The organism is Bacteroides salyersiae (assembly GCF_031172035.1).
Classification (GTDB): Bacteria; Bacteroidota; Bacteroidia; order Bacteroidales; family Bacteroidaceae; genus Bacteroides; species Bacteroides salyersiae.
Window position 1 is genome coordinate 2,074,612 of the sequence record NZ_CP133452.1, and the last position, 23,701, is coordinate 2,098,312.

General features: G+C 40.0%; 17 protein-coding genes and 1 pseudogene. 8 read left to right on the forward strand and 10 right to left on the reverse strand.

What is annotated here, in order from left to right:
* Positions 1-2 precede the first annotated feature (2 nt).
* The 8 genes and pseudogenes from RB604_RS07625 (at position 3) to RB604_RS07660 (ending at position 14,114) form a co-directional block, all read left to right on the forward strand.
* On the forward strand, positions 3-3,290 hold the full coding sequence (locus RB604_RS07625) for a SusC/RagA family TonB-linked outer membrane protein (RefSeq protein ID WP_005926043.1): 3,288 nt from the start codon (positions 3-5) through the stop codon (positions 3,288-3,290).
* 15 nt (positions 3,291-3,305) lie between these two features.
* Positions 3,306-5,213 (forward strand): RagB/SusD family nutrient uptake outer membrane protein, encoded by a 1,908-nt coding sequence (locus RB604_RS07630; RefSeq protein WP_005926039.1) that lies wholly within the window; start codon positions 3,306-3,308, stop codon positions 5,211-5,213.
* 177 nt (positions 5,214-5,390) lie between these two features.
* Positions 5,391-5,573: pseudogene (locus RB604_RS07635) on the forward strand (hypothetical protein); the annotation flags it as partial.
* A gap of 43 nt (positions 5,574-5,616) precedes the next feature.
* Positions 5,617-7,581 carry a beta-N-acetylhexosaminidase gene (locus RB604_RS07640; RefSeq protein WP_055293650.1) on the forward strand — a complete coding sequence of 655 codons (1,965 nt, stop codon included), beginning with the start codon at positions 5,617-5,619 and terminating at the stop codon, positions 7,579-7,581.
* Positions 7,582-7,587: 6 nt separating this feature from the next.
* Positions 7,588-10,086: a beta-galactosidase GalB gene (gene galB, locus RB604_RS07645; RefSeq protein ID WP_021937116.1), complete on the forward strand. Its 2,499-nt coding sequence runs from the start codon at positions 7,588-7,590 to the stop codon at positions 10,084-10,086.
* 337 nt (positions 10,087-10,423) lie between these two features.
* Positions 10,424-10,993 (forward strand): hypothetical protein, encoded by a 570-nt coding sequence (locus tag RB604_RS07650; protein WP_005926026.1) that lies wholly within the window; start codon positions 10,424-10,426, stop codon positions 10,991-10,993.
* Between the two features lie 198 nt (positions 10,994-11,191).
* A complete protein-coding gene (locus RB604_RS07655; protein WP_021937118.1) occupies positions 11,192-12,844 on the forward strand; it encodes a fumarate hydratase in 1,653 nt (550 codons plus the stop codon).
* 112 nt (positions 12,845-12,956) lie between these two features.
* Positions 12,957-14,114, forward strand: coding sequence for an acyltransferase (locus RB604_RS07660; protein ID WP_007478773.1), 1,158 nt, complete (start codon positions 12,957-12,959; stop codon positions 14,112-14,114).
* A gap of 84 nt (positions 14,115-14,198) precedes the next feature.
* On the opposite strand, the gene RB604_RS07665 is transcribed toward RB604_RS07660, so the two are convergent.
* From RB604_RS07665 to pelA, 10 genes are all read right to left on the reverse strand, one after another.
* Positions 14,199-15,233: a hypothetical protein gene (locus RB604_RS07665; RefSeq protein ID WP_055293489.1), complete on the reverse strand. Its 1,035-nt coding sequence runs from the start codon at positions 15,231-15,233 to the stop codon at positions 14,199-14,201.
* Between the two features lie 161 nt (positions 15,234-15,394).
* Positions 15,395-15,943: a cystinosin/MPDU1 family protein gene (locus RB604_RS07670; RefSeq protein WP_007478771.1), complete on the reverse strand. Its 549-nt coding sequence runs from the start codon at positions 15,941-15,943 to the stop codon at positions 15,395-15,397.
* A gap of 107 nt (positions 15,944-16,050) precedes the next feature.
* Positions 16,051-16,572 (reverse strand): hypothetical protein, encoded by a 522-nt coding sequence (locus RB604_RS07675; RefSeq protein ID WP_007478770.1) that lies wholly within the window; start codon positions 16,570-16,572, stop codon positions 16,051-16,053.
* Positions 16,573-16,575: 3 nt separating this feature from the next.
* Complete coding sequence (locus RB604_RS07680) at positions 16,576-17,556, reverse strand: JAB-like toxin 1 domain-containing protein (RefSeq protein ID WP_055293491.1); 981 nt, start codon at positions 17,554-17,556, stop codon at positions 16,576-16,578.
* An 83-nt stretch (positions 17,557-17,639) separates the two neighbouring features.
* Positions 17,640-18,164, reverse strand: a complete 525-nt coding sequence (locus RB604_RS07685; RefSeq protein WP_055293493.1) for a hypothetical protein — start codon at positions 18,162-18,164, stop codon at positions 17,640-17,642.
* A complete protein-coding gene (locus RB604_RS07690) occupies positions 18,164-19,126 on the reverse strand; it encodes a hypothetical protein (protein WP_182422688.1) in 963 nt (320 codons plus the stop codon). The genes RB604_RS07685 and RB604_RS07690 overlap by 1 nt, the downstream gene beginning before the upstream one ends.
* A gap of 22 nt (positions 19,127-19,148) precedes the next feature.
* Complete coding sequence (locus RB604_RS07695) at positions 19,149-20,489, reverse strand: hypothetical protein (protein WP_005926007.1); 1,341 nt, start codon at positions 20,487-20,489, stop codon at positions 19,149-19,151.
* A gap of 195 nt (positions 20,490-20,684) precedes the next feature.
* Positions 20,685-21,236, reverse strand: coding sequence for a hypothetical protein (locus RB604_RS07700; RefSeq protein WP_005926005.1), 552 nt, complete (start codon positions 21,234-21,236; stop codon positions 20,685-20,687).
* Between the two features lie 303 nt (positions 21,237-21,539).
* A complete protein-coding gene (locus RB604_RS07705; RefSeq protein WP_122281987.1) occupies positions 21,540-22,172 on the reverse strand; it encodes a hypothetical protein in 633 nt (210 codons plus the stop codon).
* A gap of 368 nt (positions 22,173-22,540) precedes the next feature.
* Positions 22,541-23,635, reverse strand: a complete 1,095-nt coding sequence (pelA, locus tag RB604_RS07710) for a pectate lyase (RefSeq protein WP_005925997.1) — start codon at positions 23,633-23,635, stop codon at positions 22,541-22,543.
* Positions 23,636-23,701 lie beyond the last annotated feature (66 nt).

Here is a 23,701-nt window from a genome sequence, read left to right on the forward strand (position 1 = left end):
TTATGGAAAGAAAAACACAGGGACGCATCTTAGCGTTGTTTTGTTTGTTATTTCTTCCTGCTTTGGCTTTTTCACAGATAATGGTGAAAGGAACAGTGAAAGCAGAAGACGGCTTTGGAATGCCGGGAGCCAATGTACTACTGAAAGGTTCTACAAATGGCACTATCACTGATGTGGATGGTAACTACAGCATATCTGTTCCATCCGAAAAATCGGTACTGGTTTATAGTTTCATCGGTATGTCTACGCAGGAAATAACCGTGGGTAAGCAACGCACTATTGACGTTGTTCTGAAAGATGACAGTGAGATGTTGGATGAGGTGGTAGTGGTAGGCTATGGTACTATGAAGAAAAGTGACTTGACGGGTGCCGTTTCTTCCTATCGTCCCGATGAAAAGGAAGTTGGTAAAATAGCTTCTATCGATAACATGCTGCAAGGTAAGATTGCCGGGCTTTCGATCGGAGCTTCTATCGATGCTCCGGGTGCTGCTTCGTCGGTAACGATTCGTGGTGCCAATTCATTGCGTGGAGATAACCAGCCTTTGTATGTTATCGATAATATTCCCCAAGCTTCTACTGGGGAATTTGCAAATTCCGGTAATGACGGTACTTTTACCATTGCAACCAATGCATTGAGCTCTTTGAATCCGGCCGATATTGAAAGTATCGAAGTGTTGAAAGACGCTTCGGCTACTGCAATTTATGGTTCTCGTGGTGCGAACGGGGTTATCTTGATTACTACCAAGAAAGGTAAGTCGGGAAAGACGACTGTGGGAGTATCGGCTAACTTTACGGTTGCTAATGCTGCCAATTTGCTGGATTTGATGAGTCTTGAGGAATATGCTCAATATCGTTTGGTATATGGTGGAGGTTATAAAAAGGATGACAACGGGGATTGGAACTTATGGAAGATAAATAAGGAAACAGGCGAAAATGAATGGAACGATGCTTTCCAGTTCTTTTTACAAGATGGCGGTGTGTACAGGAAAAATGGTGAAAACTCTAAGTTGAAAGAGAAGTGGACGCTGTTGAATCCGATAGATTGGCAGAAAGAGATATATAGTACTGCTTTCTCACAGAATTATTCAGTTACACTAAATGGTGGTTCTGAGAAAACAACTTATTTTGCTTCGGCTTCTTATAAGGATATTGAAGGATTAGTGGAAGGCACTGGCCTGAAACAAGGTGACTTTCGCTTGAATTTGAATTCTACGCTTGCCAAGAATATCACAATGGCAATTTCTGTGAATGGGTCTATCAAACAGAATGATATGATGTCCGGTGGTAATACGACTGGTGGTGCTACAGGTTCTATCTCGAATGTGGCTCTGTCGAGTGCGCCTTATGTTAAATCACAGGAAGAAATGGAACTGACGACTCCGAATCTTGCCGACCGGGCCACGGTTTGGACATGGGTGGAAGACTATGACGACACTACTATTGAGAAAACGTTCCGTGGATCATTGGATTTGAATTGGAAAATATTCAAGTTTTTATCTTATAACCTACGTGCCGGTGGTAATATCTCTATTCAAGACCGTGATCGTTGGTTCAACATTACGCTTTATACCGGTTCTGCACAGAACGGTTATATTACTCAGTCGGATTTTAACCGTAGCAACTATTCGGTAGAGAACGTGTTCCAGTTTAATCACGAGGTAAAGGGCATTGTAGATATTAATGCTACGGCCGGTATTACGTATGATACCTACCGTTCGCTAAATACACTGACTGTCGGAAATGATTTTAATAATTATAGTTTCCGTTCAAATGGCATGCATATGGCCGGCAATGTGGAATATAAACAACCGGCTCAACGGGATTATCAACTGTTGTCTTTTCTGGCACGTGCCAATTTGAGCTTTTTGCAAGGGCGCTATTTACTGACGGCATCTATTCGTGGTGATGGTTCCAGTAAGTTTAAAAAAGGTAACCAATGGGCATACTTCCCTGCCGCAACAGTTGCATGGCGTCTGGAACAGGAAGAGTTCATAAAAGACCATTCATGGATTAATCAATTAAAGTTACGTGCCGGTTACGGTGAAACGGGTTCTCAATCTATTGACCCGTACAGCACATTCTCAAGCTATGGTACGCAATTTACAAATACGCCGCAGGGGGCGGAAAAACCGGCACAAGGAGCAACCGGTAGTGGTGATAAATTGATAGGACTTGTAGTAGACAAAATGGAAAATGATGGACTGAAATGGGAACGAACTGTTTCTTATAATGTCGGAGTTGACTTTTCCTTTTTTCAGGATCGTATCGGAGGTACTGTTGATTTATATTCCAAAAAGACGAAAGATTTGCTGATACAGCGTGACTTGCCACCTTCAACAGGTTATAAATCAATGACAATCAATCAGGGAAGTTTGCGTAACAACGGTTTGGAGGTTTCGTTGCATGGAGATATTATTCGTACGAAGGACTTTACTTGGTCGCTTTCCGGTAATATAGCTTTCAATCGGCCTGAAATTCTGGATTTCGGATTACCGGAGGAAGAATGGGGAACCGGACAAAATTGGAAGGCCTATATGGGAAACAGTTTGGGTGATCACTTCGGTGAAGCGAATATATTTATTGCCGGAAAAGCTCCCGGTTTGTTTTATGGCTATCAGACGGATGGAATTATTCAGGAGAATGATCCTTATATAAAACAGATAGATGCGACAAAATCTATAGGAACGGTAAAGGCCGGTAACTTGAAGTTTGTAGATCAGAACGGTGACGGCGCTATTAATGAAAAAGATCGGGTCATTCTGGGAGATCCGAATCCGGACTTTACTTATGGATTCCAGACTGATTTCAGATGGAAAGACTTATCACTTTCTATGGCATTTACCGGTGTACAGGGGAATGATATTTTAAATACGAATGCACGTTATTCTATCTTGCCGTCTAACTCCACCAGTATGATTTATAAAAGCTCTTTTGAAAAAATGTGGAGAAACGATAATCCGTGGATAGGGGAATATCATGGAAATGAAATGCCTTCACCAAGTGCGGTCACTCCTAAGGTCATAATGGACAGATATGTGGAGGATGGAAGTTATCTGCGTTGTTCGGACATTACATTGGGATACAATCTGCCGAAAAATCTGGTTTCAAAGATTGGGTTTAATAGCATTGGGATTTATGCATCAGTGAAAAATGCGTTTATAATAACCAATTACTCCGGTTATGATCCTGAAGTAAACAGCTTCGCTTTTGACGGAACGCGTCCGGGTATCGATACGAGTTCTATGCCTCATACCCGTTCGTTTATTTTTGGACTTAATGTTTCATTCTAATATTCTGGTTTGATTATGAAAAGAATCAATATAATTTATCTGTTTTTAATGTTGGCTGTTTTCGGGTCTTGTTTGGACGAGGATCCGAAGTATACTACAAATTCTAAAGTGGTATACAGTGACGAACAGTCAGCACAAATGGCTCTGACCGGAATTTATGGTCTGATGGCTGTACAAGGATCCTTTGCACAATTGCTTCCTGAGATTAATACCGAGGCTTCCGGCTTGTGCTGGACTTCTTATAATACCTCCGATAACCGTTGCCAGTATACTGCAGGAGCTATTCCTACTGAAAATGAATTTAATAATCTTGTATGGGGTGCGCTTTATCAGGCTATTGCGAACTGTAATATTTTTATAAAGGCATGTGAAGACAGTGAAAGTGCTGATTGGAGTACGAAAGCCAATATGGTGGCCCAGGCTAAGTTTATGCGGGGAGTATGTTACTATGTTCTTTATTCTTTTTATGGAGGAGTACCTTTACGGTTAGAACCGTCTGATCGGGAAAGTTTGGCGATATCACGTGCTACCCGGCAACAGACAATCGACCAAATTATAAAGGATTGGACAGAGGCTGCTGTTGATTTGGATGAAACTTCTTCTTTGGCAAGTAATAAGCCTACTGCTCCTAATAAATACTCGGCATATGCTTATCTGGCAAAACTTTATTGGGTAATGGGATGTAATGCCTGGGCTGCTGAAAACGGTGACTATTGGGCTACGGGTATTCTGAAACAAACATGGCCGGAAATGCAGGCCAGTACTGTTTATTTTAAGAAGGCGAAGGAATATGGTGACTTGGTGTTGGATAAAAGTGATTTTGACCTTGAACCGGATTTTAATACTTTATATAATGGTACACGTCTCAGCTTTTCTAAAGAATTTGTCTTCGTAATCGATGCTACTAAAAATACGACAGAGAATGTAGGATACAATTCACTACATTGGACATTTTCTCCTCAGAACTCTTCTCAGGGGGAAACTTGGGGACGTTCGCAACCTAATAAATCTTTTTATGACTGGGCGCATGGCACTTATCAGGATGATCCACGCTTGAAAGTCACTTTCATTTCTAAATGGGTGAAGTATGTTAATAAAATGCCGTCGGACGAGTGGCAGGCTGCTTATCCGTATGTGATGAAATCTTTTAATGATACGGTTTGGGTAGATTCGATTGTCAGGCCGGGAAGACCTCCTATAAAGGTGCCGGTAGTAACAACTCACAGAGAATTGGTAGATTCTATCGATTATATCAATGGCGGATATGAGGATCCGACGAATCCGAAAGTGGAAGAACTGGATTCTTTGTTACAGGAAGCGTATTGCAAGACGAAAGGACCGTCTGATTGGAACATCAATGACTGGCCTTATTTTGGGAAGTATATGACTAACGATTGTTCCGGACGTTATGCTAATAACAATCTATATGTATATCGTTTTGCTGATTTCCTTTTACTGATGGCAGATGTTGAGAATGAGTTGGGGAATACTGGTACTGCTGTGTCTTTGGTAAACAGGGTTTTGTCGCGTGCACGTGCTTCGGTGAAACCGGCATCCACTTATCCGAAAGATTTATCGGCCGGCTTGTCGAAAGAGGCAGTGAGGGAATATATTTTCCATGAACGTCTTTTCGAATTGGCAGCAGAGTTTGACGGGTTTACGGACACAAGAAGGAGAGGTATTGAATGGCGCAAGAAACTGCTTGAACGTAATAATAATCACCATATAACTTCTGCTTGTTATCATTATGGCCTTGAAAATGGGTATGCTGCTCCGTGGAGAGAGTATTGGTATCCGAGTGATGGAGAAGAGGATTGGAATAGTTATCTGGTACGTAATCAGTTGATTCCTATTCCACAAATGGAATTGACCACCAATGATATGATTTCTATTAATGACCAGAATCCGGGATATAGTAAATGAGGATAGATAGAGATGATAGAGTGAAGCCATAAGGTGGATTTTTTTGATAGGTTTTTATAAATAAATCTTGGAGGTGGTGGGCAATAATGATAAAATAATCGTATATTGTCCACCGTTTCTTTTATGAGAATATAAGTTATGATAAGAAGATTGACTATACAACAACTACTAACATGGGATGGCAAACAATGGACGAAATGTGATGTAAGTGGAGAATTTAGTAATATCATGCACAATCCTTTGCCTCGGTTTGTACGTTGGCAGAAACAATCTGCACGTTATTTGAAATTGGAGCCACTGACAGAAATCAATGGAAAACAATTGGTTACCGTAGGAGAGATCGGTATTCTGACCGAATAATTATAGTCGTTTGTATTTGATAGCCCCTTAAAAAATGGAAAGTATGATTTGTAGAAAATGGAGTCTGTTGCTATTGTGTTTGGTGATGAACGCCAAGCTGATGGCTTCTTTTTCCGGAAAACCATTTGTGGTTCCGGAACTGAAAGAGTGGAAGCCCGCCCAGGGAAGCATGACCTTAGGCAGCAGAACAAGAATTGTGTATGACGCGAAGCAGCCGGAGTTACTCCGTATAGCCGAACTGATGGCCGATGATTGTTTCAGGTTGTTTCAGCGGAAGCCGGAGGTTGTATCCGGCAAGGCAAAAAACGGTGATATCGTATTGGCATTGAAGCCGGATAAGCATCTGGGTAGAGAGGGATATTCCATTAAAATATCCGATAAAATATTTTTGTCGGCTTCCCAGACAGAAGGTGTGTACTGGGGAACCCGTACCTTGTTGCAAATGGCTGAACAAAATGAAAACGGTTGTTTGCCCAAAGGAGAAATTCGTGACTATCCCGATTATTCCTTACGTGGCTTTATGCTCGATTGCGGTCGGAAGTTTATCCCGATATCTTATTTGCAGGATTTGGTAAAGATCATGTCCTACTATAAGATGAATACATTACAGATTCATTTGAATGACAATGGTTTCAAGCAGTATTTCGAGCATGATTGGAGTAAGACTTATTCGGCATTCCGTCTGGAGTCGGAAACGTATCCGGGATTGGCTGCCTATGATGGGTTTTATACTAAAAAGGAGTTTATTGATTTGCAGAAACAGGCGATGGAGTTAGGGGTGGAGATTATCCCGGAAATCGATGTTCCGGCTCATTCGTTGGCTTTCACGCAGTATAACCCAAGGATAGGCAGTAAAAAATATGGTATGGATCATCTGGATTTGTTTGCTCCCGAAACATATCCTTTTATCGATGCTCTTTTTAAAGAGTATCTGGAAGGTGATGAACCGGTATTCTGCGGAAAGCGCGTACACATCGGTACGGATGAATACTCGAATGAAACGCAGGAATTGGTGGAGAAGTTTCGTGAGTTTACGGATCACTATATCGATCTGGTAGAAGGATATGGGAAACAGGCTTGCGTATGGGGAGCATTGACCCATGCCAAGGGGACTACTCCCGTGAAGTCGGAAAATGTAATTATGAATTTATGGAATCCCGGTTTTGCCGATCCTCAAGAGATGATTTCGGAAGGATATCAATTGATTAGTATGAATGACCAGTCGGTATATATTGTGCCGGGAGCATCCTACTATCACGATTATCTGGAAGAAGAAAAGTTGTATAATGAGTGGACTCCTGCCGTTATCGGAAAAAGTGTATTTGAAGAAAAGCATCCGTCCATTCTCGGAGGAATGTTTGCTCTATGGAATGATCATGTGGGTAATGGTATTACGGTGAAAGATATTCATTACCGGGCTTTTCCTGCCTTACAGACATTGGCAGTGAAGATGTGGACGGGTAAGAATCCGACGTTGCCTTATGCTGTGTTTGATGAGGCTCGTGCCGCATTAAGTGAGGCACCGGGAGTGAATCGGTTGGGTAGAGCCGGGAAGCCGGGGACTTTAGTTTATCAGAAATCGGATGTTCCGGCAGGAAGTGAAAATGGTTTAACTGAAATCGGGTATGATTATATGGTGAACTTTGATTTGGCCGGCAGGGAAGAGACTCCGGGCACCATACTTTTCCGTTCTCCGGAAGCTGTCTTTTATCTGGCCGACCCAGTGAAAGGATTGGTTGGGTTTGCACGTGACGGCTATTTGGATACCTTTAGATACAAAGTGCGTGAAGGTGAGAAAGTGAATGTACAGATAGAAGGTACGCCTCATTCGACAACACTTAAAGTGGATGGAAAGCTGATTGACCGGTTGAATACCCGGAAACTTTATTATAACTGCGGAAAAGATTCCATGCCGTATTTCCGCACACTTGTTTTTCCGTTGCAAAAAGCCGGTGATTTTAAGAGTCGCGTTGAGAATCTGAAAGTTTATAATTATTGTAAGGAATAGAATTGTATGATGAAGAATTTGAGTGTACTGTTATTTTTAGTGTTGTGTACTTTGTGTACGAAGGCGCAGGTACGTACGGAGTACCTGTTTGAAAAAGGATGGAAATTTACCCGTGAAGACGGGACAGACTTTATGAAACCCGGGTATGACGATGCCCGTTGGCAATCGGTGACAATACCTCACGACTGGGCTATTTACGGCCCTTTCAGCATTCATAATGATCAGCAAAAAGTAGCCATTGTGCAGGATGGGCAAAAGGCGGCATTGGAACATGCCGGACGTACGGGCGGATTGCCTTTTGTCGGAGTTGGGTGGTATCGTCTCCGGTTTGAAGCACCTGCGTTTACTTCCTCCGATAAAGCTACATTGATATTCGATGGAGCGATGAGTCATGCTAAAGTTTACCTGAACGGGCATGAGATTGGCTATTGGCCTTATGGGTATAACTCTTTCTATCTGGATGCCACTCCTTATATGAAGCCGGGAGAGAGTAACCTGTTAGCTGTCCGGCTGGAGAATGAGACCGAGTCTTCCCGTTGGTATCCGGGAGCGGGTTTGTATCGTAATGTGCATTTACGGGTGAATAAACCGGTGCATATACCGGTTTGGGGGACTTACCTCACTACTCCGGTTGTGAAAAGTGAATATGCTAAAGTTCATTTGAATACGGCTTTGGAAACGGGACAACCCGAAGCAAGCGGTTATCGGATTGTGACAGAACTGAAAGATCAGTGGGGTAAAGTGGTTGCGAGTGGTGACAAGGTACTGGCTTATGGCGACGGGAATGTGTTCGAGCAGAGTTTTGTGGTACGTTCACCGGAATTATGGTCGCCTGAAACTCCTGTCCTGTATACTGCTGTTTCGAGAGTCTATGACGGGCAGGAGTTGATTGACGAGCATACCACCCCCTTTGGTATCCGCTCGCTTGAGTTCATCCCCGATAAAGGTTTTTTCTTGAATGGAAAGAAGACTTATTTCAAGGGTGCTTGTATGCATCATGATTTAGGCCCGTTAGGTGCTGCTGTCAATGATGCGGCTATCCGCCGACAGATTCGTATTTTGAAGGATATGGGGTGCAATGCCATTCGTACTTCACATAACATGCCGGCTCCGGAACTGATAAAGGCTTGTGATGAAATGGGAATGATGGTTATGGCCGAATCGTTTGATGAATGGAAAAAAGAAAAATGCATGAACGGTTATCATAAAGTGTTTGACGAATGGGCGGAAAAGGATCTGGTAAACCTGTTGCATCAGTATCGCAATCATCCAAGTATCGTCATGTGGTGCATCGGGAATGAAGTGAGCGAACAGTGGGGAGCCGGAGAATTGGGAGCAAAGATTACCCGTTTCCTGCGGGATATCTGTCATCGGGAAGACCCTACGCGTCCGGTTACAATGGGGATGGATGGCGTGGATGCCGTTATAAAGAATAATATGGCTGCTACGTTGGATATTCCCGGATTCAATTATCGCCCTCACAAATATCAGCTTGCTTACGATAAATTGCCGCAACAGATCATTTTAGGAAGTGAGACAGCTTCTACCGTCAGTTCCCGTGGAGTATACAAATTTCCCGTAACTCGTCAGTGGATGAAGAAATACGATGATCATCAGTCTTCTTCCTATGACGTAGAATCTTGTGCATGGTCTAATTTGCCGGAAGATGATTTTATCCAGCACGAGGATTTACCTTATTGCATCGGCGAATTCGTATGGACCGGATTCGATTATTTGGGAGAACCGACTCCATACTATACCGATTGGCCCAGCCATTCTTCTCTGTTTGGTGTAGTCGATCTGGCAGGATTGCCTAAAGACCGGTATTTTCTCTATCGCAGCCATTGGAACAAGGAGCAAGAGACTTTGCATGTTTTGCCCCATTGGAATTGGGAAGGACGCGAAGGAGAGGTCACTCCGGTGTTCGTGTATACCAACTATCCGTCAGCCGAACTCTTCATTAATGGGAAGAGTCAGGGAAGGCGTACGAAAGACCTTAGCGTTACGGTACATAACAGTGCCGATTCTACTTCTATATTCGAGTTTAAACGTCAGCAACGTTACCGTCTGATGTGGATGGATACACGCTATGAGCCGGGAACGGTGAAAGTCGTTGCCTACGATAAAACCGGGAAAGCGGTTGCCGAAACAGAAATGCATACTGCCGGAAAGCCTCATCACATTGAATTGGTTGCCGATAGAAACCGGCTTCGGGCAGATGGGAAAGATTTGGCGTTTGTGACGGTCAAAGTGGTTGACAAAGATGGGAATCTTTGTCCCGACGCACAGACTTTGATTCAATTCAGGGTGAAAGGAGAAGGGAGTTATCGTGCCGGTGCTAATGGTAATCCGGCCAGCTTGGAACAGTTTCATTTGCCACAGATGCACGTGTTTAACGGCATGATGACAGCCATTGTGCAATCTTCGGATAAAGCCGGGAAGATCGTTCTGGAAGCAACCGGAAAAGGATTGAAGAAAGCGCTGCTGACCGTTGAAACGGAATAAGGTTGTTGCTGAAAGGAAAAATATGAGGGTATACTTTTAGCATGATGAAATGTATAAATCGTGAATTATATACAAAATGTAATGGCTGTTCTGTAATAAGTTTAATAAAATCACTATATTTGCACAATGTTATTACAACAAAGATCAACATGGGAAACCAATTTAATGTAAGAAAAGAAAATTCTGTCCAAACTAAAGGCCAGAAGAAGAGTAAAGGAGAGCGTCTCGGATGGGAATCTTTGTCCGGGTATAGGCCTGTGCCTTTAAGAACTGTTGTAGGGGATGGTATACCAGTAGTAAAAACATGCCGCTCTACAAGAGTTAAACTCGTTCCCTGATGTTAGACAGTATAGAACCATACGATATTCACTTTATCCAAAAAGCGTCTCCGACAAGCAATGGTGACGCTTTTGATTTTTCATATATTTATAAGTTCCGTACGGAAAGAACAGTAAAATATCAAAGTTTAAAGTATATCATACGGGTGGAAGCTATTGGCGATTTATTTGCTATTAAGTTCTATGCAGCACGTGATGGTAAATTAGATAACAAATACAATCGTCTTATTCAAGCATATAACTATTCACAAACATTACGTATCTTTCTGACTTGTGCAAGTGTTGTCCCTTTGATACTGTCTGACCATCCATTTGCTTCGTTTGTTATCAATGGTGCGCAGACCATAGATAAGAAGTCGGATAAAATTGAAAGTAAAGCAAATAATCAACGCTTTAGGTTATATAAATACGTTGCTGAACATTTGTTTGGTGATTCTATCTTTCAGGACTATGAGTTTCCGGAAGTTAGTTCTTATCTTATCGTTAATCGGAATAGTTGCCAAGATGTAGAACAGAAAAAGAATGAGATCAAGGAACGATTATTTAATTTATATGATATTGATATTTAAACTGTTCATAAAAATCAACCGGACTGTTTTTGGCAAGATTTCAGTAATTGCTCAGCCTTTTCTTTTTTTCGCTCTTTTTTTGTCCTAATATGTCTATAATCTTCTGTTTATCTTTTTTAGCCCTCCATTTTCTGTACTTCGAAAAACTATTGTTACCTTTGCCACACTAACTAACATTACGTAATAAAAAGTAAAAATATGGCAACACCTCCGTTTAAGTATCAGCCCATGTTCGAGCATGGCGAAGATAAGACTGAGTATTATCTGCTTACGAAAGACTATGTATCGGTAAGCGAGTTTGAAGGAAATCCGATTCTGAAAGTGGCGAAAGAAGGTCTGACAGCTATGGCAAATGCTGCATTCCGTGATGTGTCGTTCATGCTTCGCCGTTCGCATAACGAACAGGTAGCGAAGATCCTGAGTGATCCCGAAGCAAGCGAGAATGACAAATATGTGGCACTTACTTTTCTGCGCAATGCGGAAGTGGCATCCAAAGGTGTACTTCCTTTCTGCCAGGACACCGGTACGGCCATCATTCATGGTGAAAAAGGACAGCAGGTATGGACCGGATATTCCGACGAAGAAGCCCTTTCGCTGGGCGTTTACAAAACTTATACGGAAGAGAATCTGCGTTATTCGCAGAATGCTCCTTTGAATATGTACGATGAAGTGAATACCAAGTGTAACCTGCCTGCCCAGATTGATATCGAAGCAACGGAGGGCATGGAATACAAATTCCTTTGCGTAACAAAAGGTGGTGGATCTGCCAATAAAACTTATCTGTATCAGGAAACAAAGGCTATCTTGAACCCTGCTACGCTGGTTCCGTTCTTAGTCGAAAAGATGAAAACCCTTGGTACGGCAGCCTGTCCTCCTTATCACATCGCATTCGTAATCGGTGGTACTTCTGCCGAGAAAAACCTGCTGACTGTGAAATTGGCTTCTACTCATTATTATGATGAATTGCCTACTACAGGTAATGAGTACGGACGTGCTTTCCGTGATATCGAACTTGAAAAACAGGTACTCGAGGAAGCTCATAAGATCGGCCTCGGTGCACAGTTCGGCGGTAAGTATCTGGCACACGACGTACGTATCATCCGCCTGCCCCGTCACGGTGCATCATGTCCCGTCGGTTTGGGAGTTTCTTGCTCTGCCGACCGTAACATCAAATGTAAAATCAACAAGGATGGTATCTGGATTGAGAAACTCGATGAAAATCCGGGCAGTTTGATTCCTGAAGAACTTCGCAATGCCGGTGAAGGCAACGTAGTGAAGATCGATTTGAACCGTCCGATGCCGGAGATTCTGAAAGAGTTGACTAAGTACCCGGTGGCTACCCGTTTGTCGCTGAACGGTACGATCATCGTAGGACGTGACATCGCTCATGCCAAATTGAAAGAACGTTTGGATCGTGGTGAAGATCTGCCTCAATATATCAAAGACCATCCTATTTATTATGCCGGTCCGGCAAAGACTCCTGCCGGTATGGCTTGCGGTTCTATGGGCCCGACTACTGCCGGACGTATGGACCCGTATGTAGACCTGTTCCAAAGTCACGGTGGAAGTATGATTATGCTTGCTAAAGGTAACCGTAGCCAGCAGGTGACCGATGCTTGCAAGAAATACGGTGGTTTCTACCTCGGTTCTATCGGTGGTCCGGCTGCTATCCTCGCTCAGAATAACATTAAGAGCATCGAATGCGTGGAGTATCCCGAATTAGGTATGGAAGCTATCTGGAAGATCGAAGTGGAGGATTTCCCGGCATTTATCCTGGTAGATGACAAAGGCAATGACTTCTTCAAACAGATTAAGCCGCGTTGTGCAGGTGGTAGTTGTGATGGCAAATAATATTCATATTGCGTCGTTGTACGACCTGTAACGACTGAAATAATTCCGGGCATCTGTATCTTCTTATTAAGTACAGATGCCCTTTTTTGTAATAAAAACACTAATACATATCATGAAACAAGCACCGATTGAGCTACAACAAAAAAATCACATTGTCTGGCTGGATGTCGTGCGACTGATAGCCATGTTTACCGTGGTCTGTTGCCATTGCACCGATCCGTTCAATTTCTATCCAGGCACAGCCTCCAATATTGATGAAATAAAATTCTGGGGAGCGGTTTACGGAGCAGTCCTGCGTCCTTGCGTTCCACTGTTTGTAATGATTACGGGAGCTTTACTCTTGCCCGTACGCGGCGATGCCTCCGTGTTTTATAAGAAACGTATTCCACGTGTATTTTTTCCGTTCCTCATCTGGTCCGTGCTTTACAATCTTTTTCCGTGGATAACGGGAGTATTGGGCTTTGAACCGCAGGTTATACTTAATTTTTTCCCTTATGCCGGTGAAGAAGTGATGCGTCAGTCCTTCTCTGTGGCTTTGGAGTATATATCGCAGATTCCTCTGAATTTTTCTCCGATAGCCGTACACATGTGGTACATCTACTTGCTGATAGGGCTTTATCTTTATCTGCCGATCTTCTCGGCTTGGGTAGAAAAAGCGTCCGATCGTGCCAAGCTCTGGTTTCTTGCAGCTTGGGGAGTCACCTTATTATTGCCTTATTATCACCAGTTTGTTGCTTCGTATCTGTGGGGCACATGTTCCTGGAATGCGTTTGGCATGTTCTATGCTTTTGCCGGTTTCAATGGGTATCTGCTGTTGGGGCATTATTTGAGAAAATTAGATTGGTCTTTGAGTAAAACTTTGGCTATCGGTATTCCGATGTTTGTTGTCGGTTATGCGATTACTTTCTTCGGTTTCCGTTATATTTCTTCACTGCCGGAATATACGGACGAAATGTATGAACTCTTTTTCACTTATTGCTCCATCAACGTGGTGATGATGACGATTCCCGTGTTTATGCTGGCGAAGAAAGTACAAATCCGTTCGGAGAAAGTACAGAAAGCTTTGGCTAATCTTACCCTTTGCGGTTTTGGCGTCTATATGGTGCATTACTTCCTGACAGGGCCGAGCGTAGAGTTGGTACGTGCCCTCGGTGTACCCGTCCCGGTTCAGATTCCGGTAGCGGCAGTGATTGCTTTTGCCGTATCATGGCTTATCGTTTGGGTGATCTACCGTTGTTGCGGAAAGAAAGCAAAATATATTGTGGGATAGAGTAAAAATGTTCTCAATTCTTTTTAAGGAGTGTGTCAGAAGGATTACTGTTGATACGCTCCTTTTGTATTTCTCTGCTAAGCGTTACTTTGAATAGCTGATTATTTTCTTTATCCGGTATTCGTTACTGTATTCATTTAATGAATATAGCCAGTTCAGATACATATCGGTCGGCATTTTCCGGTATCCCAGACGATGGATTTTGGCATATAATTCATTCATGTGTTTTTGGGAAGTAACCGAAGGGCTTCGTTTATATTGCTCTGCAATGATCTGTGCTTTTAGTAATAGCGCATTGATGTAATCCGGATAATATTTCAAGGCAGTGTCACAACATTGTACAATGAAATGCCCGTCTTCGGTTCCATATTTATGCATGTATCCTTGCGCCAGATCAGTCAAGCATAGTGCCACTGATTGCTGTACGGAAAGTGTATCCATGTATATGCCGTTTCTTATTGCATCCAGGTGTATGTATCCGGATGCTGTCAGCCAAGCGTCGGTTGGAAAATCCGCACAGGTTAATTCTATATTGTACCATCCGGCACGTTTGTTCCATGCTTTTATGTACATATGATTCGGTGCCAATGAAAGCCAGCACTTTTCACCGAGCTTATCCATGATTAATTTGTATAGTAGTGGCATGGAATGACAATTTCCCTTTCTTGTTTCCATCATATACGATACGAACATGCTGCTCCAATTTTGACGTCCGGCATAATCATCGAAGTTGTATTCGAAAGGCAGATGTGCTACCACTGTATCTCCTATTTGCATAGGAATAGAATCCGTCATGAATACGAAAACAGCACATTGTGCTTTGGCAGCTTGTTCGTCTCCCTGTCCTTCGTATCGGATGTCGCCGGATTGCATAATTCCTCGGCAGAAATTAGCATACCATTCTATCTGACGATTGAAAACCTCTTCGTTCAAGTTATCGTTGTAATAAGCGTTTTCGACAGCATAAACAGCTTTTTGAAGATTCAAAGAATCTTTGCCGGAAAGCATGTTGGCAAGTGTTAATTGCTCTTTGAAGTAGGCGGCCTGGGAATATACAGGGTATGCAGTTACGATTAATAATGCGTACAATAACCCGATTGCTTTTATCAGTCTTTTCATCCTATATTTCTTTTCTTTAGTTTTGATACATCTGAAATTAACTTTGGAACCAGTATCTTTACTGAAATAATTAATGCTTTCATGTTTATCTTTAGGAGAGATAAAACTATATCATTTTCTATAAGCACTTTCCTGATATTATACTATATATGAACTACTTATTAGCGATTTTGATGCAAATGTTTGCTGATTTTTATAATTACTTCAAGAGGTATTTCACCTTCAGATTTTACTTCTTTACCATCTAAATCAAAGCAAATCACATTGTTTACATTCGTATTCCCCTTAGGAACATTAACTCCCTGAGGTGCATTCATCAATATACCGTTGTCTTCAAAATAAACTTGAATTGACTCAAAAGGAATCTTTTTATAGTTATCTTTGAATAGTTTGTAATCATAATATAGTACTAAATTTTTCTTTTTTATAATAAAGACTTCTGTCCCATATTTATTCCATAAATATAATTTCAATAAATAACCTGAAGAAAGAAAACCTACTGTACAAGTGATAATGAAACCAAAAGGAATACCTTCACTGGTTGTAGCTAAATATATACAGACTATTATTGGAATAAAAAAGATTGAAAGTGCAAAAAATAAAATAATACTTAGTATACCTTTTTTTGCTTTCTTTACATGAATTTTCAAAGAAATGCCATCTGACAATTCTAATTCATAGATTGGGGTTAGCGATTTTTTTGTTTCCATTGCTTATATCCTATACTTCTTTCTTATGCATTCTATTTGATAATTATGGAGAAATGATTTTGGAGGAATGGCTAATTATTCGTGTCTATTATTGGGGATATTGATATTTATAACATTCCTTTTCTGATTACAATAAAATTGATGGAATCTCGAATTTGAAAAACTATCCCATAAGGATCATAAATGGTTGCGGACTGATCATCATAACTATAAAATCCGGGCAAACTATCGTGATAAGATAATAATTTGCTTTTGTCAATATATTTGTTTCCAATATTTTCTTCGCCATAATATACAAAGGCATATTCTCCAATATAGGTGTATCCTTTAATGTTTTCTTTCGGGTAAAATAAATCAGCTTGCATTGCTACATACTCTTTTCCTTCTTTTGAATAAAAATAACAACAGAGGACTTTCTTTTCAATGGGGAGAATATTGTCTAAACTTTGTATGTATTGTCTAAAGGTGTCGATTGCTAATATCATTGGTGTACTAAAAACAATATTTTCATGTTTTAATGTATCATAAAGTGATGAATTGCGAGTTTGAACTATTGGTTCTGTTTTTGTGCTATTAGTGCAACTTAAACTAATCAATGTAATTATGGCTGTTGATAGTATTGTTCTCATATTTTATTTTTTAGGTACTATGAAGCGTAATCCTGTATTATTGGTTACTTTTTTTATATAAATGTTAGATTTCCAAGGAGTATACTGATATATAATTTTAGATTGTCTATGGTAAACATAGTAAGTCGGTGGTGTTGTCCCTTGTTCTTTGGCCTTTTGATAGTTGTTTGTGACAAATTTCTTGTCTCCTCCTCCTATGATATAGCCTGATCCTCCTTCTGTACCGTCATGATCAGGATGGCTATGCATATCAAAATATTGATTGGCGATTGTTAGTCCTTCTTCACTATTGTCTCTTGGCAGCACAGTGTTATTAATATTTTGGGTATGGAGTACATATTGTCTTCCGTTTTTCCCTTGATAACCTGATAATCCCCATTCCACTTTTGTGTTATTGGCAGCAAATATGTAGACATCACCAACTTCATGAGAATTTGTAATGGCATAGCTGCCATCATAATCACTCCTGTTTCTTCCTTCAGCAAGTTGGTCAAAAATAGTTCTATCAGAGATACTGATTGAAGCACCCGTTCTTTCACCATCTTGATTAAGTGCGTACATTGTATGTTTTTCACTTTCTTCAATCCATTCTACTGTCCCATCATATCTCAGTTCCCAAACATCTGTTCCATCTGGGTCGATAAATCTTACCGGATTATTCATGCAATACACATAAGGACTGATTGAATAATATTTTTCACATAAAGGATCAATCGACATGCTTTGTAATTCCGGTTTTAGTTCTATCAACGAATCTGCATCCTCTACAAAGCCGACTACCTTGTTTGTCTTCGTATTAAACAATACCTCCCCAATTTCTACAATTTCTTCCAGATCGTGAAATTCTTCTTTCTCCCCGAAAGTATGCACATCGGCTTTATACCCCAAACGTGCAAATGGATTTCCTTCGGAGTGCTGGGCTTGTAATTTCAAACAGGCTGCAATTACCAGTATGATAAATCCCGTAAATTTCTTTATATCCATATTTTGTTTAAGATTGTTATTTTACTGTTTTCTTTTACAAAAAAGGCGGGGTTTTAATTTGTTCTGGTTACCATTTCTATGAACTATAATTTTACTCTAATATAGTATAATTCTTCTTTATGAGTGCAATATAGTAGAAAATAATATTCTAAATCGTTGAAATATACATAACTATAGAAATTATTCGGCTCAGATAATTCTGTGCTGAAAGATTTTAAGCACTCACTTTGATTATAATTGTTGGTGGTGAATGCAAATTTGAACAGCTTGTAAGCTGTTGTGTCAAGGGGACATTTTTTCCATTTCGAAATAATGGTTTCGCTTGTAATTTTCTCTTTTTCCCATTCATTGGCGTAGTTTGGGTAATTTATATCTAATATTGCTTTCTGGGTATTGAATAAATATATTTCAAAAAGTTCACCATGGCTGCTTAGTTTAATATTGTCGATACTGCATCTTTTTTTAATTTTTTCATAAGAAAGGAATATTTTTCTTAATTCTTGACTTTGTAGCGGATTGAAGACTTTGTTTTCAATGTGATACAGAATGGGGCAGATTGTTATCAATAACAATAATATACCTGTAAATATATATATGTATGTTTTCATTATTTTTTCTTTTTTACTGGAATTTTTGCTTGTTTATAGCCATAAATATAGAAAGATTTTCCATCATTTTTTCCGCCAGGTCTGCCGTACCAAGTAGCAAAATCTCTAAGTGGTCTACCATCCATATCAAAGTCATATTTATCTAAGTATTTCTCTCCACCAATATGTACGATTCCTGTTGTTGTGTTTACTAAGGTCATTTTTAATGTACCATATACTTTGCCTGTGTTGCTTAATCCCCAAATAAAATTTTTATAAATAGAAACACCTTCTTCATTGTTGAATAATAATGTGTTAATACCAGGTAAATCAATTTTGCTTTGGTCAACGTATAGTGGTTCACCAGATTTTTCTTTCCACCAAGTATCTGCTTCTTCTTTTGTTAAATAACCGTCATAATCGGGACGATCTTTTAGTCCATTGTAGCTATTGAAAAATTTTTCTTTTGCATTTTTATTTTTTAAACCTTGAAATCCTAAACTGAAATTCATGGCGTCTTCGTGTGTCATTCCTTGAACAAAATTATCTTTGTCCATAATAATGGCTTTGCCTTGTAATCCGCCATCGTCGGTTCCTATTAGATTGCCATTTGGGTCATAAATAGGTGCTAATCCTGTCGGGTCGATAAATCTTACCGGATTATTCATGCAATACACATAAGGACTGATTGAATAATATTTTTCACATAAAGGATCAATCGACATACTCTGCAATTCCGGTTTTAGTTCTATCAACGAATCTGCACCGTTTACAAAGCCGACTACCTCGTTTGTCTTCGTATTAAACAGTACCTCCCCGATTTCTACAATCGTTTCTTGATCGTGAAATTCTTCTTTCTCTCCGAAAGTATACACATCGGCTTTATACCCCAAACGTGCAAATGGATTTCCTTCGGAGTGCTGGGCTTGTAATTTCAAACAGGTTGCAATTACCAACATGATAAGTCCCGTAAATTTCTTCATATCCATATTTTGTTTAAGATTGTTATTTCACTGTTTTTCTTATAGTGGGTTGGGCATGTCCGTCTTCTTCTTTTTTAAGTTTCTCTACATGGCGTAACCAACGTGCATAGATTTCTTTAGGCATATCCTCATAGCCGCTGTTGTCAATTTCCTTATAGAGCTCATGCATACGTTCATAATGTTTATAAGCTTCCGGTGATATTTTCTTTAATGTTTCCGGGTGGCGGGCATTCAACAAACGGGCTATTTCCAAAGTTAATCTGGTTTCATAGTCGGCTTCCATGATTTTATTATAAATATCATGAGGTGAATAGGATTCCGCCGTATGTAAACAGTCCAAAATAAACGGATCATAACCATATTTCATGAGATAATATTGCCCCAGCGTGGTAAGAAGAGAAGCAACCGTTTCTTTCTTGCTTAGTGGGTTCATATATAGTTTATTGCGTATGGCTTCACTTTTGATATAACTACTGTTCATATAGTGATAGTCACTCAAGATGGAGCGGCAAGTAAGCTCCAGATTATACCAGGCTCCATTATCATCCTGTATTTTCACAAACGAATGTTGAGGAGCCAAAGCCAAGTAAGCTTTTGCACCTAACCTTTCTGCTAAAATCAAATAAAGAAGAGGCATCGAATGACATTGCCCTACATTGGTTGTCAGTAGGGTATTTACAAAATGACTGGTAAAATTCTTTTGGCTGTCATAATCGTCCAAATTGTATTTCAGGGGATAATGTGTGACCGTCTTTTCTGTTCCGGGTTGCCGGATATTCAAGGTATCGGTGAGCAAGCTGAAGATAGCCATATTTTGTGCCAGTCCGTCATGCGGATTGAGTTTTAGTTCTCTCATTCTCCATTTACAATAGTCTGCCTTTTCACTGATACTCTTTTGAAAATCGTTAAAGTTTAATTGGTTGTTCAGGTATGCGTTTTCTATCAGAAAAATAGCCCGTTCCAGATTTAGAGGAATGGAATCATGCAACATGTCGCTAATTTCTTGATAAGCAGAACGGAAATATTCTGTGCCGGGGATACCGGCTTGGGATGGGAAGCCATTTTTTGTCAGAGAGCTCGCTATACTGTAACATTCTTCTATTTCTCTCATCATGGCGGTTGCCTCCTCTATCTCTTGCTGTGCTCTTTGTCTCCGGCGTATCAGTTCATTGGGGTCGTATATATTGTTTTGCTGTTTACTTGGGGTAAAGGGAGCAGATGGTCCGGGGGAAGACGGGAAATTAATGTTTATTCCATAAGTATCCATCGCATTAGGGACGGGTACCGGAATACCCGGTAATTGAGCATAAGAATAACAACTACATAATAAAGTAATGAGGAGTATGGTTAACAATTTGTTCATAGCAGTTGATAATGGTAATATTTGCAATGTTAAGAATTTATTGTTACTTGATCAAGAAAAGTATGAAAAAATGATTGATAATTAGTGAAATGCTTTAATAATGTATCTTTTTCTTGTCTTTTATTATTTATCAGAAAGCGGAATGGGAGAATTATGTTACAATGATATTGCTATTAATAATTCAATAACCCCCGACTAATACTTCTTTTTCACTTTTACTTTATCAATATTTTTGTATCCATATAAATAATTGTTACAAATGAAATATGTTGTACTATCTATGGCAGTGAAATATACAGTATCGTTTCGAGTGAAAACTATTCCTCTTTCATTCTCACCACCAATTGATAAACCCGGTTCAGGACTATGTTGTATGCTATAATAACTACCATCTTTATTGATGTCGTCGCACGATATGGTATATTCAACTCCACCAATAAAAAACTTCCAACTATCCATACGAATACGTTTATCAATTTCAATATATTGTACAAAAAAAAGGTACACTAAAAAAGAAGATAAAAAAGCATTAATCACGAAAAAAGGAGTGTAATATATTTTGATAAAATAGAATATACCGGCAATCATTAAATTGGCTAAAAATACCATAGGAATAATGAATAATAATATGATAGTCATACTTTCATCAGGTTGGCTATACAACGTCCAACAACCAATCATAATTATATCAATTACCAATAAGATCGACAGCGTTATGATACTCTTTTTAGAAAATAGTGCTTTCATTGTATACGTAATTTAATATGAAACAAACTTTCCATCTATAAATTGATAACGTCCCTCTGGAAGATTGGTTATTTGGTCATAAAAATCCATGATCGAGTGACCTTGCTTTTTATCCGATCCAGTCCATATTTTGTTTAAGATTGTTATTTCACTGTTTTTCTTATAGCGGGTTAGTCATGTCCGTCTTCTTCTTTTTTAAGTTTCTCTACATGGCGTAACCGACGTGCATAGATTTCTTTAGGCATATCCTCATAGCCACTGTTGTCGATTTCCTTATAGAGCTTATGCATATGTTCATAATGTTTATAAGCTTCCGGTGATATTTTCTTTAATGTTTCCGGGTTGCCGGACATTCAAGGTATCGGTGAGCAAGCTGAAGATAGCCATATTTTGTGCCAGTCTGTCATGCGGATTGAGTTTTAGTTCTCTCATTCTCCATTTACAATAGTCTGCCTTTTCACTGATACTTTTTTGAAAATCGTTAAAGTTTAATTGGTTGTTCAGGAATGCGTTTTCTATCAGGAAAATAGCCCGTTCCAGATTTAGAGTAATGGAGTCATGCAACATGTCGCTAATTTCTTGATAAGCGGAACGGAAATATTCTGTGCCGGGGATATTGGCTTGAGATGGAAAGCCATTTTTTGTCAGAGAGCTCGCTATACTGTAACATTCTTCTATTTCTCTCATCATGGCGGTTGCTTCCTCTATCTCTTGCTGTACTCTTTGTCTCCGGCGTATCAGTTCATTGGGGTCGTATATGTTATTTTGTTGTTTACTTGGGGTAAAGGGAGCAGATGGTCCGGGAGAAGACGGGAAATTAATGTTTGTTCCATAAGTATCCATCGCATTAGGAACAGGTACCGGAATCACCGGTAATTGAGCATAAGAATAGCAACTACATAAAGTAATGAGGAGTATGGTTAACGATTTGTTCATAGCAGTTGATGATGGTAACATTTGCAATATTAAGAATTTATTATTAATTCATCGAGGGAAATTTGGAAAAACACATAAAGATTAATGAAAATCAATAGGATGAAGCTTCTTGCTCTGTTTTTGTAGATGTTGTGTTTGATTTTGTTTCCCCGTATGAAACGAAAGGTTTCTTTCGGAGAAACCATTGGTTCCATACGGATGAAACGAAGAGTTCCATACGAACGAAACCAACAGTTCCATGCCGATGGAACCATTGGTTTCAATAAGTAGAAACTATCTGATGTGTTATGATAAAAATCCCATTATTTACAGTAGGTGTACTAACTGCAAATAATGGGATTTAATAATTTATATATTGGGGAGGATGATTACTTCTCTAATTTCTTCTTCCACTCTTTGTACTTTGCCAATACTTTCAGACCTCCATTGTTGTACCAACTATAACCATTACGGCGTTCATAACCGATTTCGGAGATATCATATTTCTTAATTCCATCGCGGTCACAGAAGAAAGGGCGGTTGGTCTCTAATTCGTAGAAACGGGCCCATAGTGGTTCACAATCTGTACAAGGTACCATTCTGTAGTCTTTCTTGCCATCTGCATTGGTGAAATACTCTTTCTTTATATTTTTTATTTCCGATTCCTTAAACCATTCGATAGCAGCATCGATGGAAGCAATCATTTCCGGAGTCGGTTTAGATAAGGACATAAGGAAGAGTACGATATCGTCTGATTCTTGTCCGCTTAGCGAAGGAAGTTCGTAGGCGCGTGCTTTGGCAGGAGCAAGTGTTTCGCGGTCGTGCTGTGCACACCATACGGTGAGTTTGCCATTTTGTTTTACTTGGGTTTTCAAAATGCATTCCACTCCTTTGTCCAAAGCTACCTGTGCTTGTTGCCGTGCCGCATCGGGAACGAAAGTATAGGGAGCTTTCGCTTTGGTTATATCTCTCAAAAGCTTCATCACATTGATCATGGCGTCATCATTGTATGTGATATGGATGTAATACCCTTTGGGACGTGGATAGAATTGTGGCCAACCTCCATTTTCATATTGTGCTTCGAAGAGATATTGTAGTCCACGGAGGAAGGCATCTTTGTATTTTTCATCTTGAGTTGCCAGATAGATACGGGCCAGATAATTCATTTCTGTGATGGTAGCACGGTTGTCGATTGTGCTTAAATTCACGTTCTCTTTCATCTTGAGAGCATCTTTACGTTCCTGGTCTGTCAGTTCGGCCGCCATATAAATGTTTTTAGGCCATCCTCCGGTAATTTGCTGATACAGTAATACATTGTCGGCAATGCGGATGGCTTCCGGCGTTTTAAAAAATGCATCGTCAAATTTCGGTGCAATCTTTACCCAGTCTTTATATGGGTGTTTCTCTTTGTAATTGGTGTCCGTTTGGGCAGAAAGACCTGTCAGAAAGAAGCATGACAGGGCAATTAATAAAATTTTCTTCATGGTTTGCTGTTGTTTATTACCTTATTGTATGTGGCAAAGATAGGGGAAAACAGGGGGAAGAAGAGG

What these genes read in the sequence shown, in the direction of transcription:
- RB604_RS07625 (WP_005926043.1), top strand. Translation starts at nt 3, where the DNA reads ATGGAAAGAAAAACACAGGGACGCATCTTAGCGTTGTTTTGTTTGTTA.
- RB604_RS07630 (WP_005926039.1), top strand. Translation starts at nt 3,306, where the DNA reads ATGAAAAGAATCAATATAATTTATCTGTTTTTAATGTTGGCTGTTTTC.
- RB604_RS07640 (WP_055293650.1), top strand. Translation starts at nt 5,617, where the DNA reads ATGATTTGTAGAAAATGGAGTCTGTTGCTATTGTGTTTGGTGATGAAC.
- galB (WP_021937116.1), top strand. Translation starts at nt 7,588, where the DNA reads ATGATGAAGAATTTGAGTGTACTGTTATTTTTAGTGTTGTGTACTTTG.
- RB604_RS07650 (WP_005926026.1), top strand. Translation starts at nt 10,424, where the DNA reads ATGTTAGACAGTATAGAACCATACGATATTCACTTTATCCAAAAAGCG.
- RB604_RS07655 (WP_021937118.1), top strand. Translation starts at nt 11,192, where the DNA reads ATGGCAACACCTCCGTTTAAGTATCAGCCCATGTTCGAGCATGGCGAA.
- RB604_RS07660 (WP_007478773.1), top strand. Translation starts at nt 12,957, where the DNA reads ATGAAACAAGCACCGATTGAGCTACAACAAAAAAATCACATTGTCTGG.
- RB604_RS07665 (WP_055293489.1), bottom strand. Translation starts at nt 15,233, where the DNA reads ATGAAAAGACTGATAAAAGCAATCGGGTTATTGTACGCATTATTAATC.
- RB604_RS07670 (WP_007478771.1), bottom strand. Translation starts at nt 15,943, where the DNA reads ATGGAAACAAAAAAATCGCTAACCCCAATCTATGAATTAGAATTGTCA.
- RB604_RS07675 (WP_007478770.1), bottom strand. Translation starts at nt 16,572, where the DNA reads ATGAGAACAATACTATCAACAGCCATAATTACATTGATTAGTTTAAGT.
- RB604_RS07680 (WP_055293491.1), bottom strand. Translation starts at nt 17,556, where the DNA reads ATGGATATAAAGAAATTTACGGGATTTATCATACTGGTAATTGCAGCC.
- RB604_RS07685 (WP_055293493.1), bottom strand. Translation starts at nt 18,164, where the DNA reads ATGAAAACATACATATATATATTTACAGGTATATTATTGTTATTGATA.
- RB604_RS07690 (WP_182422688.1), bottom strand. Translation starts at nt 19,126, where the DNA reads ATGAAGAAATTTACGGGACTTATCATGTTGGTAATTGCAACCTGTTTG.
- RB604_RS07695 (WP_005926007.1), bottom strand. Translation starts at nt 20,489, where the DNA reads ATGAACAAATTGTTAACCATACTCCTCATTACTTTATTATGTAGTTGT.
- RB604_RS07700 (WP_005926005.1), bottom strand. Translation starts at nt 21,236, where the DNA reads ATGAAAGCACTATTTTCTAAAAAGAGTATCATAACGCTGTCGATCTTA.
- RB604_RS07705 (WP_122281987.1), bottom strand. Translation starts at nt 22,172, where the DNA reads ATGAACAAATCGTTAACCATACTCCTCATTACTTTATGTAGTTGCTAT.
- pelA (WP_005925997.1), bottom strand. Translation starts at nt 23,635, where the DNA reads ATGAAGAAAATTTTATTAATTGCCCTGTCATGCTTCTTTCTGACAGGT.